Source organism: Nonlabens marinus S1-08 (genome assembly GCF_000831385.1).
In the GTDB taxonomy this organism is placed as follows: domain Bacteria; phylum Bacteroidota; class Bacteroidia; order Flavobacteriales; family Flavobacteriaceae; genus Nonlabens; species Nonlabens marinus.
In genome coordinates this window covers 1,028,739-1,047,536 of sequence record NZ_AP014548.1, presented here as the reverse complement: position 1 = coordinate 1,047,536, position 18,798 = coordinate 1,028,739, and the positions used below count along the sequence as shown (strand labels likewise).

The following is an 18,798-nucleotide window of genomic DNA, read 5'->3' as shown; positions in this document are numbered from 1 at the left end:
GAAATACTATTATTTAAAATCCTAACAATTCTTTGTTGGGATTTTTTCTGCATTCGCTATTTTAGAATAAACGATTTCCCCTTTTCATGTACTTGCTCGACAAACAGCTTATTTTCCCCAATCCTAACCTAGCTCCCTCACATGGAATGCTGGCGATAGGTGGTGATTTGAGCGTGGAACGCTTGCTGCTGGCCTATAAATCTGGAATATTTCCTTGGTACAACGATGGTGAGCCCATTTGCTGGTGGTCGCCAGATCCACGCATGGTATTTGATTTGAGTCAAGCAGAGCCTATGAAGATTTCCAAATCACTACGGCAAAGTCAGCGCAATCGAGGTTATGAGATTCGGGAGAACACTTCTTTTGAAGCGGTCATGCGGGAATGCATGAACGTATCCAGGTCTGGAGAGGCGGGCACTTGGATCAATGAAGATTTGATTGCTGCCTACTTACAACTGCACAAATTAGGACATGCTAAAAGCGTTGAAGTTTTTCAAGAGGACATTTTAGTAGGGGGACTGTACGGCGTGGATTTGAGTGAATCAGGTATTTTTTGCGGTGAAAGTATGTTTTCAAAAAGTACAGACGCCAGTAAAGTAGCCCTTATGTACTGGACAGAACAATTGAAGTCTCGTGGGTATCGCCTTATTGACGCCCAGCTGTATAATGATCACCTGGCAAGTCTAGGTGCGGTAGAGATCGATCGGGAGGTTTTTCTTTCCTATTTACAGTGAATAGTATAAAGATAGATTTAGAAAAAGCAGCCTCTCATTAACAGCTGTAAAATCTTCCCACCGGTACTGTGTAGTGAACTGTAATTTATATGAAGACCCTAATTTTTTCCCTATCCCAGCAGTTATGCGCTGGTCATATGCTGGCCGTTTGTTCATTTCAGCAATGAATAAGGTTTCAACTCCAGCGGTAAGATAGTACTCTGACGCATCAGTCACCGCCCCATCAAGCGGTATAGAACCTGAAATGCGGTAACGCCATCGATGTGTTAATAGGTCATCTCGCCAGCGTTGATCCCAGCGCAACCGGTGTGCTATTTGTAATGCGTTGTAGGTTTTTGTGTGGACAAACTGCTGGGTGGTCCGCAACTCTTCTGGAGCACCTTGTTCTGATACTTCCCTATACATTACTCCTGCCCCCAGTTGGGAATAAAACCCTATTTCATATTGAGCAAACTGCGCTATTTGAACGTGTAAAGCATCAATACTATCATAAGTAAGGGTGCGTTGTGCAATCGTGGTATTTAAACTCCATCTAGAATTGGTGTTCCAGGAAACATTCATTGCCGGCTCCACTAAAACTTGATCGACCCATTGCGCAGCAGCAAAAGCTGGTAGTAGAAAAATGAGGGTTCTAAAACAATAGGAAGTCATAAACCCTGCGTTTTACATCACGTTCTTTTAAGATCTCTCCTGCTCTATTAAAAAGAAGTTCTTTCCTATATATGTTACGTTGATCTTTGAAAGCAACAATCATTTCAATATTCTCATAATTCTTCCTCGCTATCTGTAGCGTTAAGTGGTCATTATCATCGTTGTTGTTGACATATTGCAACTGGATTTTTTCAACTTTCCAACGCTTTGCGTATGTATTCAACCTGCTTTGAATTATTTCCCATTCCGTTTTTGGCAGCAGCTTTTTTGAGACTTCGATTTCTATGTCTTCTAGGTTACCATCGCGGTCATATTCCATACTGTATTTTCTCCTGTTTGTTTTAAACTTGGCTTCATAGCTGGTTTGTTCTCCATCAAATTCCCGATAATATTTGATACGGCTTCCATCTGCAAGTTGCTGAATGTACGGCAATGCATCCGCTGGAAACTCTTCCTTTTTGACCCGCTCTTCTTTTTCAAATTTGAGAGTTGGGGATTGCGCTTGTGTGAAGTTCGCTTTCGCGAAAGCGAACAAAACTACCAACAGTATTTTAAACTTCATCATAACGGTAACATGAGATTTCGTGATCGTTAACCATCCCGACGGCCTGCATAAAGGCGTAGATTGTGGTACTGCCCACAAACTTAAAGCCTCGCTTTTTGAGATCTTTAGCCAGTTGGTCTGATAATGCGGTGGTCGCTGGCACATTCTTATAATCTTTCACGTGATTCACAATAGGCTTAGAGTGTACATATTTCCATAAAAATTTTGAAAAACTGCCATATTCCTCCTGAAGCTTTAGGAAACATTGAGCATTGTTGATAATGCTTTGGATTTTTAGTCTGTGGCGTATAATCCCAGGATCAAGCAATAACGCCGCTACCTTATCTGCATCATAATTAGCAATTTTGATTGAATCAAATCCATCAAGTGCATTGCGATAGTTTTCTCGTTTTTTAAGTATTGTGATCCAGCTCAAACCGGCCTGCATGGTTTCTAAAATAAGAAATTCAAAAAGAATATCATCATCATAAACTGGCTTGCCCCATTCATTATCGTGGTATTCTTCATATAAATCATCGCCTAGGCACCAACCACAACGTTGCTTTAATTTTGTCTTTTGCATTTTATGAAAATAGGATTATTTATATTGAACATCAATTTTACATTATGAGGAATTTCATTTTTTTAGCAGTGTTGGCAGGTTTAATCACAAGCTGTGCCAACTATCAGGAGATACCTAAGCAGGCAGTTGAAGAAACTATCGATCAGTGGCATGAAGCTGCCGCGCAGGCTGACTTTGAAAAATACTTCGGGTTAATGACTAGCAACGCGGTATTTATAGGAACGGACGCTACTGAAAACTGGCAACTTGCAGAATTTAAAGCTTTTGCTCAACCGTTTTTTGATCGTGGTAAAGCTTGGTCTTTTACCTCTTTAGAACGCAATGTGTATTCAGAGAATGAAGTGGTCTATTTTGACGAATTGCTAGATACTCAAATGGGTATTTGTCGCGGCAGCGGTGTATTGATCAAAGAAAATGGCAAGTACAAAATTGCACACTACGTTCTTTCTATTGCAGTACCTAATGATAATGTAGAGAATCTAACTGCCTTGAAAAAGAATTGGGATATGCAGTACATCGATCAACTAAGGAATCAGTAAAGGTCGTTCCTCTTATTGATGATTGCGAATCGATAAGTGACGCATTTACTAAAATGGGCTTAACTCCCTTATTTAATGGACTTTCGAGAGATGTTATATATTCCATTAACACATTTTAACACTTATTTACACCGATTAAAAGCGATGATCAATAACCGTTAAACGAGTAAAAGACACGCTCGACCTAGATGACGACCGTCCATAGAATACTTACGTAGTACAACTAATTGTCCTGTTATCTTGCTACAGCATTACTGGACAGTACGCGTATGAAAATCATTACTTTAACAATTTTTCTGATCACGATCACCACCGCAGCTCAACTGGGCACGGATGCGCCATGGATGCAGAATATTGCCGTAGAAAAAAGTACTGGTGAGCTGACCTTTAAACAAATCAAAGAAGCTGGCGAGCAATACTGGTCCACTCATAATCAATCAGCAAAAGGTAGCGGGTACAAGCCATTTCTAAGATGGTTGGAGCGATCAAAGCCTTACCTAAAAGCAGACGGTACTATTCAATCTCCTGAAGAAGTTCAAGCTGCATTACAAACTTTTCAGTTAGCTAAAACAATTCCAGCTCCTTCTCCTACTGATCATTCAAATTGGAATCCTGTAGGTCCTTTTCATTATGAAAACTCTACCTCTTGGTCTCCAGGTCAAGGTAGAATCAATACTATAACGGTCGATCCTAATAATTCTAACACTTACTATGTAGGCGCTCCATCTGGTGGGCTGTGGAAATCTACGAATGGTGGGCAAGACTGGAAACCACAAACTGATTTTTTATCACAAATAGGTGTCAGCGCCATTGCAGTTGATCCTAGCAACTCAAATACTGTTTATATAGGAACAGGGGACGACGACGCTGGAGACTCTGCAAGTATAGGTGTCTTGAAATCTACAGATGGTGGAGAGAATTTCAGTACAACAGCCATAACCTTCCACGGACCGTCAGCTAACATAAGCGAAGTGTACGTAGATCCATCCAATACCAATACCTTATATGTAGCCTCTAATCAAGGTTTTTATAAGTCCACTAATGGGGGATTGACTGCAAAAAAGACTTTTAACGGTAACGTAAAAGACATCAAATTGATGCCAGGTGATTCCAATACCATTTATTTAGCAACCACTTCATCTTTCCTAATTTCTAAGAATGGTGGTGAAAGCTTCAATGCGGTAAGCTCTGGTTTACCTGCTGGAATTTCTAGAATGGTAATAGGAGTTACTAAAGCTGATTTCTCTAGAGTATACATACTAGCTGTAGGAGTTGAAAACTTATTATTAGGCCTTTATCAGTCAAATGATGCTGGAGTTACATTTACTAAAAAGGACAATGGAACTGACATCATCGAAACGACTCAAGCCTGGTATAATCTAGCCTTAGAAGTTTCTCAAACTAATGCAGACGTTATCTATACCGGTTGTTTGAACGTATGGAAATCTATGGATTCAGGAGCTAGTTTTGAACAAGTAAATTCATGGGATGCACCAGAATCTACTACGTATACACATGCTGACATTCACCAAATCAGAGAATTTAATGGCGAGGTATTTGTCTTATCGGATGGCGGTGTCTACAGAAGCAGCAATGATGCGGAATCTTTTACTGACCTGACAGGGGGACTTCAAATAGGTCAGTTTTACCGTATCGCTGTAGGATCAAAATCCAGTGCTAATATAGCTGGTGGTTTGCAAGACAACGGTGGCTATTCCCGCAACAACAATACTTGGAAAAACTTTCACGGTGCTGATGGGATGGAAGCTGGTATTGATCCAAATGATTCCAACCTGCGTTACAGTTTTACACAATTTGGTGGTGGGTTATTTATTACTGAGGATGGCAACAGCTTGACCAGAAGAATCAATGGTCCTTCTAAAGGCAACTGGATCACCCCATTGAAAACGACCAGCACTGGTGCGATATATGCTGGCTATAAAAAATTATATAAAGTAGAAGGAGAGAGTTTTATTCCAGTTTCTTCAAGTTTTAATAGTAACATAGATGTCTTAGAAATTGACCCGATCAATGAAGCTATCATGTATGTAGGGGTAGACAATCAATTGTTCAGAAGTACGGATTCAGGGAAAGAATTCACATGGATCAAAGAACTTCCAGGAGACATCACCGCAATAGAGGTGAATAATAACAATAACAACATTGTTTATTTTGCTACAGGCACTGTCACTGGTAAAGTGCTGCGCAGTGATAATATGGGTGCCGATTTGATCGACATTACTTCAAACCTTCCTGATCTAGGAAAAAACACTTTAGCACACCTTGCAAATAGTGCGGACAATGCTTTGTTCGTAGGAACAACGTTAGGTGTTTTTAAGTATAATGATGCTTATGGTGTCTGGGAGCGTTTCTCAAACAATTTGCCAAACGTCAATGTCAGAGATTTAGAGATCAACCCTAATGACATGATCATGACTGCAGGAACTTATGGTCGTGGGGTGTGGCAAACAGCTATTGACTTTGTACAACCTATGAATGATATAAGCTTAAAGTCTGCACAAGGGACCGGTGGAACTGTTGATTGTGGAGAGAGTGACATTGAAATTGCATTAGAGAATACAGGTATGAATACCATTTCTCAAGTAACGCTATCCTATAGCATCAATGAGGGAACTGAAGTTTCTGTAGACTACTCTGTAAACATAGCACCTAAAAATGAGTCAAAGATCACCATTAAAGATTTGAACCTTCAGCCAGGTGCTTACTCAATCAAATTGAATGTAACTACAGATCAAGATGAGTTTTTAAGCAACAACTTTAAAAGCATTAGCTTACTTCAAAACAGCCATGCGGTGGTAGGTGAAAGCTATGAGTTTGAAGATGACGCATTAGTGACATTGAATGATAAAAGTTCCAGCGTATTGTGGGAACGTGGAATGCCTAATGGCCGTCAATTAAAAAACGCCGCTAGTGGTAAAAATGTTTATGCAACAAACCTAGACGGTAACTATACTGATCTTACTCTTGCCTACCTATATACGGGTTGTTATGACTTGAAAGAAGTTACAGATGCTGAATTCTCTTTTGACATGGCTTACGATCTAGAGCAAGACTGGGATGTGTTTTATGTACAATACTCCATCGATAAAGGAACCACCTGGAATTTACTAGGGTCAAGTTATGAAGACAACTGGTATAACTCAAATCGCGATAGTGAAGGGAACAACTGCTTCAACTGTCAAGGCGGGCAATGGACTGGAACTGATACACAAATGCAGAATTACAAGACTTCGTTGAAAGACCTAGAAGGAAATTCAAGTGTTGTATTTCGTTTTGTATTCCATTCAGACCAGTCCATCAATCAAGAAGGTGTAGTTCTAGACAACGTGATGATTACTGGAAAGTCCGCTCAAAAATCTGCTAAACAAGATCTTCTTTTTAGCGTATACCCTAATCCTTCCAACGGTGTGTTCAATATCAAATGGCAAATGGAGGCAGAATACTCCTATAGCGTTAGTGATCTTACTGGAAAAATCATTTTACAATCTGACAATAGCAATGCTAAGACTTCACAGATGGATCTCACAGGTGTTGCGACAGGAATGTACTTTTTAAAAATCACATCAAACGGGACTTCAGCAGCTAAGAAGCTGATCGTCCGTTAATAAACCCATTATTTACTCTACAGTACCCTGGCTCTATCTTTTTTATGATAGAGCCTTTTTTTGTAACAAACTTAAAAATAGAGCTACTGATGTAAAAGAGCTCGCTTTCGCGAAAGCGAACTTCAAAACAATTACATCAATAGCAACAGTAGTTCTCTATTTTGAAAGAAGATATTGCTGTAGTTTTTGAAAACAAATTAAATTTACTATTCTAAAAATCAATACAATGAATAACCATTGGACAGCTATGAAATCAGTTTTGATTCTGGCAGCAATTACAGTTTTTACATCGTGTAAAGACGACAAACAAACAGATGTAGCAGCAAATAAAACCTACCCAGGAATTGATTTTTCTGCCATGGACACTCTGGTGAGTCCTAAAGACGATTTTTACCGTTATGTAAACGGTACCTGGATTGACTCTACTGAAATTCCCGCAGACCAGACGGTTTGGGGTGGTTTCAACAAACTACGTAAAGACACAGATGCTGATGTTCTTGCTATCCTGAATAAAGCACAGGACGACAAGAACCTAGATCCAAAATCAGATCAAGCCAAAGCGGTATACGTGTACCAGTCTATTCTCGATACAGAGAGCCGTAACAAGGCTGGTTACCAACCTTTGATGCCTTTCTTACAACAGATCAATGAGGTACGAAAAATGGAGGAGTTACCTTTATTATTAGGTGAGTTAGCCGCATACGGTGTCAACGGTCTTATCTCTTTTGGAGTTGGTCCAGACGCTAAGGATACTAACATGAACGTGGCTCAACTAGGCGCAGGAAGCTTAGGAATGGCTAGAGAATATTATGTAGAGCAGGATGCAGACAGCAAGCAAAAGCTTGAAAAATACCAACAACACATTGCTCGCATGTTGTCCATGACGGGAACAGATAGCGTTGCAGCACGTTCTATAGCGGCAAACATTGTAGCATTTGAAACCAAACTAGCCAAGCCAAGACTGGATAAAGTTGCAAGCCGCAACCCGTTGCTTTCCTATAACCCGATGGCTAAATCCAACCTCAAGAAATTAGTTCCTGCAATGGATTGGGACGCCTATTTTAAGACTTTAGGAGTAAAGGATTTTGACACCCTGATTGTTTCTCAGCCTGATTACTTGAAGGCCTTACAACCCATGCTTACTCAAAAGAATCTTCCTGTAATTAAGGAATATTTGAAATGGACTATGATCAATCAAGCATCTGGTTCCCTTTCTACAGCACTGGAAGATGCTAACTGGGATTTCTATTCTAAAACCATGCGTGGAGCAGTAGAACAAGAACCTATGGATGAGCGTGCTTTAGGTATTGTGAACGGAACGGTTGGAGAAGCTTTAGGCAAATTGTATGTGGAGCAAAAGTTTCCTAAGGAAGCGAAAGAAAAAGCTCTTGAAATGATTGACTACGTGAAGAAAGCATACGAAGTGCGTATCAATAACTTAGACTGGATGAGCGCAGACACTAAGAAGAAGGCCATCGACAAATTGAATGGAATGACTATCAAGATAGGCTATCCAGACAAGTGGAAAGATTACAGCGCCATGGAAATCACTAGCCCTGAAAAAGGCGGGAACTTGTTCAATAACATGATGGCGGTAATCAAATGGAATCGTGAGGATAACCTTGATAACCTGGGTGAGCCAGTAGATAAGAGTGAGTGGTTCATGTCTCCACAAACGGTAAATGCTTATTACAACCCGTATTACAACGAGATTGTTTTTCCAGCTGCTATTTTACAGCCACCATTTTACGATTATAATGCAGATGCTGCGATCAACTTCGGTGGGATGGGAGCTGTGATAGGTCATGAGATTTCACATGGTTTTGATGATAGTGGAGCTCGATTTGACGCTGCTGGTAATATGACCAATTGGTGGACAGATGAAGATAACGTGAAGTTCACAGGATTGGGAGATAACCTTGCTACTCAATACAGCGCTATTGAAGTAATGCCAGATGTATTTATCAATGGAAAGTTTACACTAGGTGAAAATATTGGCGATTTAGGAGGTGTGAATGCCGCCTATGATGCCTTACAAATGTGGTTGGACGACAAAGGTCGACCAGAAGAAGAGATAGATGGATATACACAAGAACAGCGCTTTTTCATAAGCTGGGCGACCGTATGGCGCACTAAAATGCGCGATGAAGCCTTGCAGCAGCGTATCAAGGGTGACACCCACTCCCCAGGAATGTACCGTGGGTATGTGCCGCTTCAAAACATTCAAGCTTTTTACGATGCGTTTGATATCAAGGAAGGTGACAAAATGTATGTAAAACCAGAAGATCGAGTGATCATCTGGTAAACACCCTAGAAAATTTATTCAAAAAGGCCTTCCATTTCGGGAGGTCTTTTTTTGTGGACTTCTGTATCTTTAGAGGATAACTTTACTTTTATGAAAAATCTATTTGTTGCTGTGATGTTTGTGGTGGGGTTCGCTTTCGCGAAAGCGCAATCTTCATCTACATATGTAAAAGACAACTACACTAAAACCGTCCAATACATTACCATGCGCGATGGCGTAAAACTCTATACAGTCATTTATGCGCCTAAGGATACCTCTAAGAAATATCCAATCATGCTACAGCGCACCTGTTATAGTGTGGCACCTTATGGTGAAGGCGAATATAAAACGGCTCTAGGCCCAAACCCTTACATGATGGAAGAAGGCTATATTTTTGTCTATCAAGACGTGCGTGGTCGATGGATGAGTGAAGGAACATTCACTAATATGACACCCAATATTCCAGGTAACAATGTCAAAAACAAAAAGGATATTGATGAAAGCTCTGACACTTACGATACTATAGACTGGCTGGTCAATAACTTGAAAAACTCTAATAAGAAAGTAGGTCAATGGGGAATTTCCTACCCTGGGTTTTACACCGCGGCTGCTTTGCCTGATGCGCATCCTGCGTTAGTAGCCTCTTCCCCACAAGCACCTATTGGTGATTTCTTTTTTGATGACTTCCACCACATGGGAGCCACGCTGCAGAGTTACCTTATGGCTTATCCCGTTTTCGGTCATCAAACGGAAGGACCAACAACGGAGAGCTGGTACACAGATAAATGGGATGCGATGCGCGCCGCTGGAAACACTAAAGATTCCTATGCTTTCAATATGGGAATAGGCCCTCTAAAAAATGTAACTGAAAACATATATCCAGACAATGAGTTTTGGAAAGAGGTTTCAGAACACCCTAATTATGATGAGTTCTGGCAAAAAAGATCCATCGTCAACCATTTGGACAATGTCAACCATGCGGTAATGACCGTTGGCGGCTGGTTTGATGCAGAGGATTTGTATGGCCCATTAACCATCTACAAAAACGTAGAGCGCAACAATCCAAAGAATGAAAATAACAGTATAGTAATGGGACCTTGGAGCCATGGCAACTGGGCTAGAGAGCCTGGAACCCAGATGGTAAATCACATCGTTTTTGGTGATAGTATTTCCACATTTTACCAGAAAGAGATAGAAACTCCGTTTTTTGAGCACCACTTAAAAGGAAAGAAAAACCCAGAACTTCCTGAAGCTTATATGTTTGATACTGGTCTAAAACAATGGGAGAAATTTTCTGTCTGGCCACCTAAACAAGAGCAGATTGTTTTTGGTTTTGGAAAAAATGGAGAGTTGTTAATCAATGAAGAAAGCGACGATGATACTAGCTTTAGTTATGTAAGTGACCCAGCAAAGCCAGTACCTTTCCGTAGTGAAGTGACTCCAGTGACGTTTACGCCTAGAGCTTATATGACAGACGATCAACGCCACGCTTCCCGCAGACCCGATGTTTTGACATTCCAAACAGACATTTTAGAAGAGAACACCCGATTGGCTGGAGAAATTCAAGCAAACCTAGAAGTCATCTTAAAAGATATTACTGATGCAGACTTTATTGTAAAGGTGATTGACGTATATCCAGACGATATGGAAAATGACCCAAAGACTCCTGAAGGAATCACTTTAGCAGGATACCAGCAGTTGGTACGTGCAGAGACCTTTAGAGGACGCTTCCGCAATGATTTTTCTAAACCAGAAGCTTTCACAGAAGGTCAAAAAACTTCAGTGAACTTCCCATTGCAGGATGTCCTACATACGTTCAAAAAAGGCCACCGCATCATGATACAGATTCACAGCACTTGGTTTCCATACATCGATAGAAATCCTCAAAAGTATGTAGAAAACATCTTTGAGGCGGAAGCAGATGACTTTACCGCAGGTACTGTGACAATATTAGGGTCCAGCGAAGTAAGCGTAGGAAAACGTCCTGACTTTACTATTATGAATTCTACACCTAAAAATTAAGAGATGAAGAATATTGGTTTAAACTTCTGTTTTATCCTAATTGCTCTATGCAGTAGTATAAGCACAGCACAAGAAAATGATGCTGCCGTAGGTTTCACTGATCTACAAGCCAGCTTTATCATGGAAGCCAAAGCTTCTAAACCTATGAGGGTTTTCAAGATCACTAGTAAAACAGATTCTCTATTGTTAAGAGAAAACAGTGAAGCTGTAAAAGTAGACCCTAAAGATCCTGTTTTAAAAAGACTGGTTGATCGCATGTATGCTACTGTAAGAGATAGTATGTCTCTGGGCGCAGGCATTGCAGCTCCACAAGTAGGTGTTTTGAAACGTATTGCCTGGGTGCAGCGATTTGACAAACCTAACTACCCTTTTGAAGTTATCTTGAATCCAGAAATCATTCAGTATTCAAAGAAAAAACAAGAGTGTCGGGAAGGTTGTCTCTCGATTCCAGACAGGCGTGATACATTAAATTCTAGATCCTATGCGATTTTAGTAGAATATGATACTACGGAAGGAAAGCGAAAGATAGAAATGGTAGAAGATTTTACCGCAGTAATCTTCCAGCATGAGATCGATCACCTTAATGGTATTTTGTATTTAGATCACTTAAAGCAGGAACAAGAAGATGCCGCACGAAAGGAGCCTTAACTTTTTATAAAGTATTTTGTGCTTTTAATCGAATATTTAAAGCATTATAACAGGTTATTAGGTTTTTATTATGATATTTAGGGTGTCAAGAATTTAAAACATACTACCGTGCAGACATCCGTTCAAAATACTAACAGCTTTATCTCTACTTACGTTTTCATTAAAGGTCTTTGCAAATTAGTAGCGCGTACCTTTTTTACGTTTTAGATTTATTCCTTTCAAATTAAAATGCCATCTAGAATTACCTTCTTAGATGGCATTTTTTATGTCTTGCTGTTAAAAAATCAGGTGTTCTCGTTACTTAGGAATAGCCTCGATCAATTGTTTCGTATAGGCTTTTTGAGGATGCTGATACAAAGCATCCGCCTCATTTATTTCTTCTATCTGTCCTTTATTCATTACAATGACTCGGTCACAAAAATACTTGACCACTGCCAGATCATGCGAAATGAATAAATAGGAAAACCCAAGGTCCTCCTTAAACTCATTCAATAAATTCAATACTTGTGCCTGTACTGAAATATCAAGTGCACTTACAGATTCATCACATACGATCAAATCAGGCTGTAACGCCACGGCTCTAGCAATTCCTATACGTTGTCGCTGTCCGCCGCTAAATTCATGAGGATACCGATGGTAATGTGAAGCCGTAAGCCCCACTCTTTCTAGTAGCTGTTCCACCATTTGAATCCGTTGTTTGCGATTTTTTCCTATCCCGTGCCATTGCATAGGTTCTAGAATGGCCTCCCCTATTTTAATCCGTGGGTTGAGGGAAGCAAACGGGTCTTGAAAAATAATCTGGATCCTTTTACGCAATTGACGCCAGCTTGCAGCGTCGATCCTAGAAAGATCAACACCATTAAACAAAATCTTTCCTTGAGTCACTGGAGTCAAACCTAAAATCATGTTGCCTAATGTGCTTTTCCCGCAGCCGCTCTCCCCTACTAATCCCAGACTTTCTCCTGAAAACAGGTCAAAACTGACATCATCAACGGCACGGTAATATTCTCGGGAACGGAATAGTTTTTTCTTAAGCGGATAATCTTTTACTACATTTTCCACTTTTAAAATAGGTTGTTTCTTATAAAGACATTCTTGTCTTGCGATACGCTCTGAATGCGTTTCTACATCATCGTTCAATTCACCTGATACGAAATCTTTTATAGTGGGCAAACGTTTTAACCTTCGGTCTGTTTCAGGCCGGGCAGCAATTAAGGCTTTTGTATAATCGTTTTGTGGGTTTGAGAATATATCTTGAGACGCAGCCGTTTCAACAATGCGTCCTTGATACATTACAGCGATGCGATCTGCAATGGACTGTACTAGTGAAAGGTCATGGGATATAAATAATATGCTCATTCCATATTCCTGCTGTAAAGATTGCAGTAACAGGATAATTTCTTTTTGTACCGTGACATCAAGAGCTGTGGTAGGCTCATCGGCTATCAATATTTTAGGCTTACAAGCAATGGCCATTGCGATCATGACGCGTTGCATTTGACCACCGCTAATATTGTGAGGGTATTTGTGATAAGTAACTTCAGGCTGTGGCAGTCTTACTTTCTCAAAAAGCTTTAAAACCTCTTCCTTGCGCTCTTCTGAAGTTAGTTTTGTGTGAATCTCAAGAATTTCAGCAACCTGATTTCCACAGGAACTGGTAGGGTTTAAAGAACTCATGGGTTCCTGAAAAATCATGCTTATTTCGCTTCCGCGAAAGCGAGACCATTCTCCACTCTCTAACTTTTGCAAGTCTTTATCCAGTACCAAAGCCTTTTCTGCATGAATCAGTGTGCCGTCTTGTGGTAGTAATCCCATCAACACCTTACTGGTAACCGATTTACCACTACCCGACTCCCCAACAACGGCTAGGATTTCATTTTCAAAAAGTTGTAGATCGACGTCGAATAAGACTTGGTTAGCAGCCGAACTTTTCCCAAAACTCAGGTTCAACCCTTTTAAATCTACTAATGGATTACTTGCTGACGATCTGGTCATCTGTCAATAATTTTTCACCTCGCAATCGTAAGAATACTTGCGCTACAGCCACAACATCTCGCTCACAATAGTTAGCGATGCGAGTAATGTCTTTATCTTCATAAAATACGTTGCGCACCTGCGAGCCGTCGATATCATCTTTAGGAGATTCTATGCCTAACACTCGGGTCAAAAGTTTCAGACTTGTGTAATGCTTATAATCCCCAAATTTCCAAAGCTCCATCGTGTCTAAATGCGGAATTTCCCACGGCTTCTTCCCGAACAAGTTCAGCTTTGCTGGCAATTCCATACCATGGATGATCATACGTCTTGCGATGTATGGAAAGTCAAATTCTTTGGCATTATGACCGCACAACAAATGATCGTTGCGTGAAAAATGATCTTGTAGCATTTTAGAAAAGTCGGTCAGTATTTTAAACTCCGTTCCTGTATAGCTGTGCATTCTAAAGCTACGGTCGGAATCTGGTCGGGTAAAAAACCCAACAGATATGCAAATAATTTTACCGAATTCTGCCCAAATTCCTGCGCGTTCATAAAACGCTTCTGGAGTACTATCATCTTTACGCTGATACTGAGTTTTCAACGCAAATAGCTCCTGATCTTCTGTTTCCAAATCATTGAAATGCTCCGTTTGAGGAACCGTTTCAATATCCAGAAAAAGGATGTTCTCGAGAGCTAATCGTTGGATCATAATTACATATCTAATTCATCACTATCGTCACCGCTGTCTTCCCCATTTGTTCCATTCTCCATGTCATAAACGGCACAATCTACTTGAATGGAAAGGTCTGTAGGTCTAGGGAAAGGCTCTTTAGAAATTCCGATACTTTCATCTTTGTAAACGCCTTTCATAAAAGATCCCCAGATAGGCAATGCCATAGAGGCTCCCTGTCCATAGGTTATAGTTGGAAAGTGTACGGATCGATCCTCACCACCTACCCACACACCTGTTACTAGGTTAGGAACCATTCCCATGAACCACCCGTCGCTTTGGTTTTGAGTGGTACCTGTTTTGCCTGCAATATCCTGTTCCTTGCTTATACCATAAGGATAATCCGTTAAGATATTTGCATAGGATTGATTGACTCGCCAGGTATCCTTCAATCTTGCACCACTACCTATTTGTGTTACTCCTTCCATTAGTTTTACAGTAACGTAAGCGACTTCAGGGTTCAAGACATCTTTTGACTCTGGCACGTATTGATACAAGACGGTTCCGTTTTTATCTTCAATACTGGTCACCAAAACAGGTTCATTGTAAATTCCTCCATTAGCAAATACGCCATAAGCAGCGACCATCTCATAAAGACTCACATCTTCCGTTCCTAGGGCAAGTGCTGGTTGTGCACTCATATTACTCGTGTCAATTCCTAATGTCTTCACTCTGTCTAGAACCGCTTGTGGACCTACCTCATCCATCAATCGTGCTGATATGGTATTTACAGAGTTCGCAAGTCCATCCTTCAATGTCCTCATATTCCCATAACCTCCACTGGAGTTTTTAGGAGACCAATCTTTCATGTTTCCATAACGTCCCGCTGGAATGGTGTATTCGCCATCGCTGTACACTCTACAAGGTGAGTAGCGTAATAAGTCAATAGCAGTAGCATACAAGAACGGCTTAAAAGTCGACCCAGGTTGACGCTTTCCTTTTTTAACGTGATCGTACTTAAAATGTTCATGGTTGATTCCTCCTACCCATGCCTTCACATGTCCTGTTTGTGGCTCCATGGACATCATACCGGCTTGAAGGAATTTTTTGTAGTAGCGTATTGAATCTATTGGAGTCATTACCGTGTCTACATTCCCGTTCCATGAGAAAATGGTCATGTCAGTTTTCTCTAAAAAACTTTTTTTGATCTCCGCATCGCTTTTGCCTTGAGCTTTCATTAACCTCCATCGCTCTGAACGTCGCATTGCGGTTCCTAGTATTTTTTCATTCACCTCTTCTTCTGTCACATCACGGAAAGGCGCGGTTTTCAAGTTACGGTTTTGCTTGTCAAATTCTGCCTGCAAATTTTTCATGTGGCTAGTAACTGCTCGCTCTGCAATATTTTGCATACGACTGTCAATGGTAACATTCACCTTCAGTCCATCCCGATAAATGTTGTATTTCTCGCCGTCTTCCGGATTAGGGTTTTCTTCAATCCAATTGTCCAACCAGCTTCTCAGGTATTCTCTGAAATAGGTAGCCATCCCATCGTTATGACCTTCTGGATTGTAATCAAGTTCAATAGGTTGTGCTCTCAAGCTGTCTTTAACAGTTTCCGTCATCTTATCGTTACGTACCATTTGTACAAAAACCTGGTTACGGCGTTGCAACGATTTTTCCTTACTAATTTCTCGACGTGGATTGTATTGCCTTGGGTTTTTAAGCATAGCCACAATGACTGCACTTTCCTCCACATTCAAGTTTTTAGGCTCTTTACCAAAATATATACGAGAAGCAGATCGCACACCGTCTGCGTTGTACAAAAAGTCAATTTGGTTAAGGTATTGAGCTATAATTTCTTCCTTGGTGTATTGTCTTTCCAGGCGTATAGAAATAATCCATTCCTTCAATTTTTGACCTATACGCTCAAGAATGTTACTACTAGGTTGATCTGTAAAATAGTTCTTAGCCAGCTGCTGGGTGATTGTACTGGCTCCACCACGGGAACCTAAATAGGCGACGGCACGTAAGGTTCCATACCCATCGATACCACTATGTTCAAAAAAACGTTCGTCTTCCGTTGATACGAGGGCATCCACCATATTTTGTGGCAAGTCTTCATAAGCCACTGGTGTGCGGTTGTCTTTGTAGAATTTACCTAAAGTTTCCCCATCTGCCGTTACAATCTCAGTTGCGAGATCTGTGTCTGGATTTTCTAGTTTTGTGTGATCTGGTAAGGCACCAAATACCCCCCAACTGGTTAATATGAGCACAAGTGCCACTAGTCCTACACCTAGGGCTACTAACTTCCAAAACAATATTACGTTGCCGCGCAAGTCTTCCTTGCGTTTTGCTTCAGCTTTACTTACTGCCATCTGTTATTTCTTTTTCTATGGTATAGCCCACGTCCAGTACTCCTTCCAGTTGTTCTAAAGGTGTAGCGCTACCGCTTTTTCTCATTGCTTGTTGTAGGGAAAGTTGGTAGGTTCCGCTTTCGCGAAAGCGAAATTCCTTTCTATATCCCAGCTTATTTTCAACGACATCCTGGCCAGAGCCCAAAAACTCTCCTTGAGCGTTTGCCATATCGTATTCTAATGTATCAGTAACGATCTTTCCTTGCGGAAATTTCATTTGAGTGATCAACCAAAGGTTTTTGTACGCATAATTTGCATTATTGCGCAATCGTATATTGATATCGTAGGTGTTCAACGTGTCTGGTGGAGTGATCTCAAATACAGCCTCATCGTCGCCAGGCCAGGCCATATCAGGAAATGTTTGAGTTCCAGAATCTACTAAAGACTCGTCGCAGGAGGTCAAAGTCGCCATGAGTACTAGGGCGATGATACCGGTGATCCATTTCATCTATTTCTTATCCGTATTAGGTTTGTTTCCTGATGGTTTGTCACCGCTAGGCTTATTGTTGTTAGGCTTATTCTCACTAGGCTTGCGGCGTTTGTTCTTGCGTGGCTTAGCAGTGCCCTTAGAAGCATTAGGTGAAGCTGTGTTGCTCTTAGGCGCTGGAGCGTTACCAGCTGGTTTCTTTTTGCGGTTATTGCGTCTCTTTTTACGTTTGGTTTTTGAGCCACCCGGCTGATTATCAAAACGGGTCAAACTATCTTGACCCACTACGTTTTCAAAGCTTACTTTTTCTTCAATGATCAGTTCACGGGCGTATTCTTCAATACCTGCTACCTTTTCTTTGGCTTTATTTTTTGCAACGATCTCGTGTACTTGATCTGTTGTAAGGGTATGCCAATTCATCCATTCACCATCGTAGCAATACCACATGAGGCCTTTGAAAATATCTACTTTTTGACAAAGGGCAACTCCTTTTTCTGTGTAGAGTTTTTGGTTCTGCTTTGGGAAACTATTGAGCGCATCCAGGTAAGAATCCAGCTCATAATTCAAACAGCATTTTAATTTACCGCATTGTCCTGCTAGCTTCTGCGGGTTCAATGATAAATTCTGATACCTAGCAGCGCTAGTCGTTACAGACCTGAAATCTGTCAACCAGGTACTACAACACAATTCACGACCGCAAGAACCTATCCCACCTAAACGGGCGGCTTCTTGGCGCAATCCTATCTGACGCATTTCAATACGAGTGCGGAAGGTGGCTGCATATTCCCGAATCAGTTCGCGAAAATCAACTCTCTGGTCAGCCGTGTAATAAAATGTCGCTTTTGATCCATCCCCTTGGAACTCAATATCAGAGATTTTCATTTTGAGCTTCAAGCGTATCGCAATCTCCCTCGCTTTGACCTTCATGGCATCTTCCCGTTCCCGGGCCTCTTTCCATTTATCCACATCAGTTTGAGAGGCAATGCGGTAGATCCTCAAGACAGCAGCATCATCTTGTTTGACGCGCTTTCTCTTCATTTGCACTCGTACTAATTCTCCTGTAAGTGTTACGATTCCTATATCGTGGCCTGTTTCTGCTTCTGTTGCAACAACGTCGCCTATTTTGAGGGATAGTTTTTCGCCGTTGTGAAAAAACTCCTTACGGCTATTCTTAAACCGGACTTCCACATATGGGAATTCCTCTTGGCCTTCTGGCAGCTCCATGTTTGCCAACCAATCAAATACTGTTAATTTATTACATCCTGAGGTACCACAGGTACCGTGATTTTTACAACCGCCTGGTGTTCCACCACCAGTCCCACAACTATTACAGCTCATTCTCCTACGTTATATATTGAAATCCAATCACTTGTGTGACGGATTGAAAGTTATTGCACTAGTCGTAAATATAGGGATTCTGAAGCAGTATGATAGTTGTAGGAAATTTAAATATTGAACCGTTAGCCTAGCTGTTAGCCTGAGCATGTGGAACTCTAGAAACCTGGGACTAATTGAAATAAATTTGATTTGATTTAAAGAAGTGGTAAGGGATTGTTTTAAATAATACAGAGCACCAAATCCAATCATTCATGTAATACCCGACAGCTTTATTGTGAAGATATTTAAACCATATAAAACAGTTGTCAAACGCTTTTAATCTGTTGTTTTGGTTTTTAAGC

14 protein-coding genes are annotated in these 18,798 nt (G+C 40.8%); 6 read left to right on the top strand and 8 right to left on the bottom strand.

The window, feature by feature from the left end; genetic code table 11:
- Positions 1–86: 86 nt before the first annotated feature.
- Positions 87–734 (top strand): leucyl/phenylalanyl-tRNA--protein transferase, encoded by a 648-nt coding sequence (gene aat / locus NMS_RS04935; RefSeq protein ID WP_041495704.1) that lies wholly within the window; start codon positions 87–89, stop codon positions 732–734.
- On the opposite strand, the gene NMS_RS04930 is transcribed toward aat, so the two are convergent.
- Genes NMS_RS04930 through NMS_RS04920 form a run of 3 tightly spaced genes read right to left on the bottom strand, consistent with a single transcriptional unit; the run spans position 726 to position 2,512 of the window.
- Positions 726–1,385, bottom strand: a complete 660-nt coding sequence (locus tag NMS_RS04930) for a DUF2490 domain-containing protein (protein WP_041495703.1) — start codon at positions 1,383–1,385, stop codon at positions 726–728. The genes aat and NMS_RS04930 overlap by 9 nt on opposite strands.
- Positions 1,366–1,950, bottom strand: a complete 585-nt coding sequence (locus tag NMS_RS04925; protein ID WP_041495702.1) for a hypothetical protein — start codon at positions 1,948–1,950, stop codon at positions 1,366–1,368. Before NMS_RS04925 ends, NMS_RS04930 begins: the two co-directional genes overlap by 20 nt.
- Entirely contained in the window at positions 1,937–2,512 is a 576-nt protein-coding gene (locus NMS_RS04920) for a DNA-3-methyladenine glycosylase I (RefSeq protein WP_041495701.1), read from the bottom strand. The genes NMS_RS04925 and NMS_RS04920 overlap by 14 nt, the downstream gene beginning before the upstream one ends.
- 44 nt (positions 2,513–2,556) lie before the next feature.
- On the opposite strand from NMS_RS04920, the gene NMS_RS04915 reads away from it, so the two are divergent.
- The 5 genes from NMS_RS04915 (at position 2,557) to def (ending at position 11,631) form a co-directional block, all read left to right on the top strand.
- A complete protein-coding gene (locus NMS_RS04915) occupies positions 2,557–3,051 on the top strand; it encodes a nuclear transport factor 2 family protein (RefSeq protein WP_041497481.1) in 495 nt (164 codons plus the stop codon).
- Positions 3,052–3,320: 269 nt separating this feature from the next.
- A complete protein-coding gene (locus NMS_RS04910; protein ID WP_041495700.1) occupies positions 3,321–6,677 on the top strand; it encodes a T9SS type A sorting domain-containing protein in 3,357 nt (1,118 codons plus the stop codon).
- A gap of 226 nt (positions 6,678–6,903) precedes the next feature.
- On the top strand, positions 6,904–8,982 hold the full coding sequence (locus NMS_RS04905; protein ID WP_231862360.1) for a M13 family metallopeptidase: 2,079 nt from the start codon (positions 6,904–6,906) through the stop codon (positions 8,980–8,982).
- A gap of 90 nt (positions 8,983–9,072) precedes the next feature.
- A complete protein-coding gene (locus NMS_RS04900) occupies positions 9,073–10,983 on the top strand; it encodes a CocE/NonD family hydrolase (RefSeq protein ID WP_052476730.1) in 1,911 nt (636 codons plus the stop codon).
- Between the two features lie 3 nt (positions 10,984–10,986).
- A complete protein-coding gene (gene def / locus NMS_RS04895; RefSeq protein ID WP_041495699.1) occupies positions 10,987–11,631 on the top strand; it encodes a peptide deformylase in 645 nt (214 codons plus the stop codon).
- A 297-nt stretch (positions 11,632–11,928) separates the two neighbouring features.
- Here the strand turns inward: def and NMS_RS04890 are convergent, their stop codons facing one another.
- Genes NMS_RS04890 through NMS_RS04870 form a run of 5 tightly spaced genes read right to left on the bottom strand, consistent with a single transcriptional unit; the run spans position 11,929 to position 18,457 of the window.
- On the bottom strand, positions 11,929–13,626 hold the full coding sequence (locus tag NMS_RS04890; protein WP_041495698.1) for an ABC transporter ATP-binding protein: 1,698 nt from the start codon (positions 13,624–13,626) through the stop codon (positions 11,929–11,931).
- Complete coding sequence (locus NMS_RS04885) at positions 13,604–14,317, bottom strand: 3'-5' exonuclease (protein ID WP_041495697.1); 714 nt, start codon at positions 14,315–14,317, stop codon at positions 13,604–13,606. The genes NMS_RS04890 and NMS_RS04885 overlap by 23 nt, the downstream gene beginning before the upstream one ends.
- Before the next feature lie 2 nt (positions 14,318–14,319).
- Positions 14,320–16,653 (bottom strand): penicillin-binding protein 1A, encoded by a 2,334-nt coding sequence (locus tag NMS_RS04880; RefSeq protein ID WP_041495696.1) that lies wholly within the window; start codon positions 16,651–16,653, stop codon positions 14,320–14,322.
- Positions 16,640–17,140, bottom strand: a complete 501-nt coding sequence (locus NMS_RS04875) for a gliding motility lipoprotein GldH (protein WP_041495695.1) — start codon at positions 17,138–17,140, stop codon at positions 16,640–16,642. The genes NMS_RS04880 and NMS_RS04875 overlap by 14 nt, the downstream gene beginning before the upstream one ends.
- The gene (locus NMS_RS04870) at positions 17,141–18,457 is read right to left on the bottom strand and encodes a PSP1 domain-containing protein (protein WP_052476728.1); all 1,317 of its coding nucleotides are present in this window, start codon (positions 18,455–18,457) and stop codon (positions 17,141–17,143) included.
- Positions 18,458–18,798 lie beyond the last annotated feature (341 nt).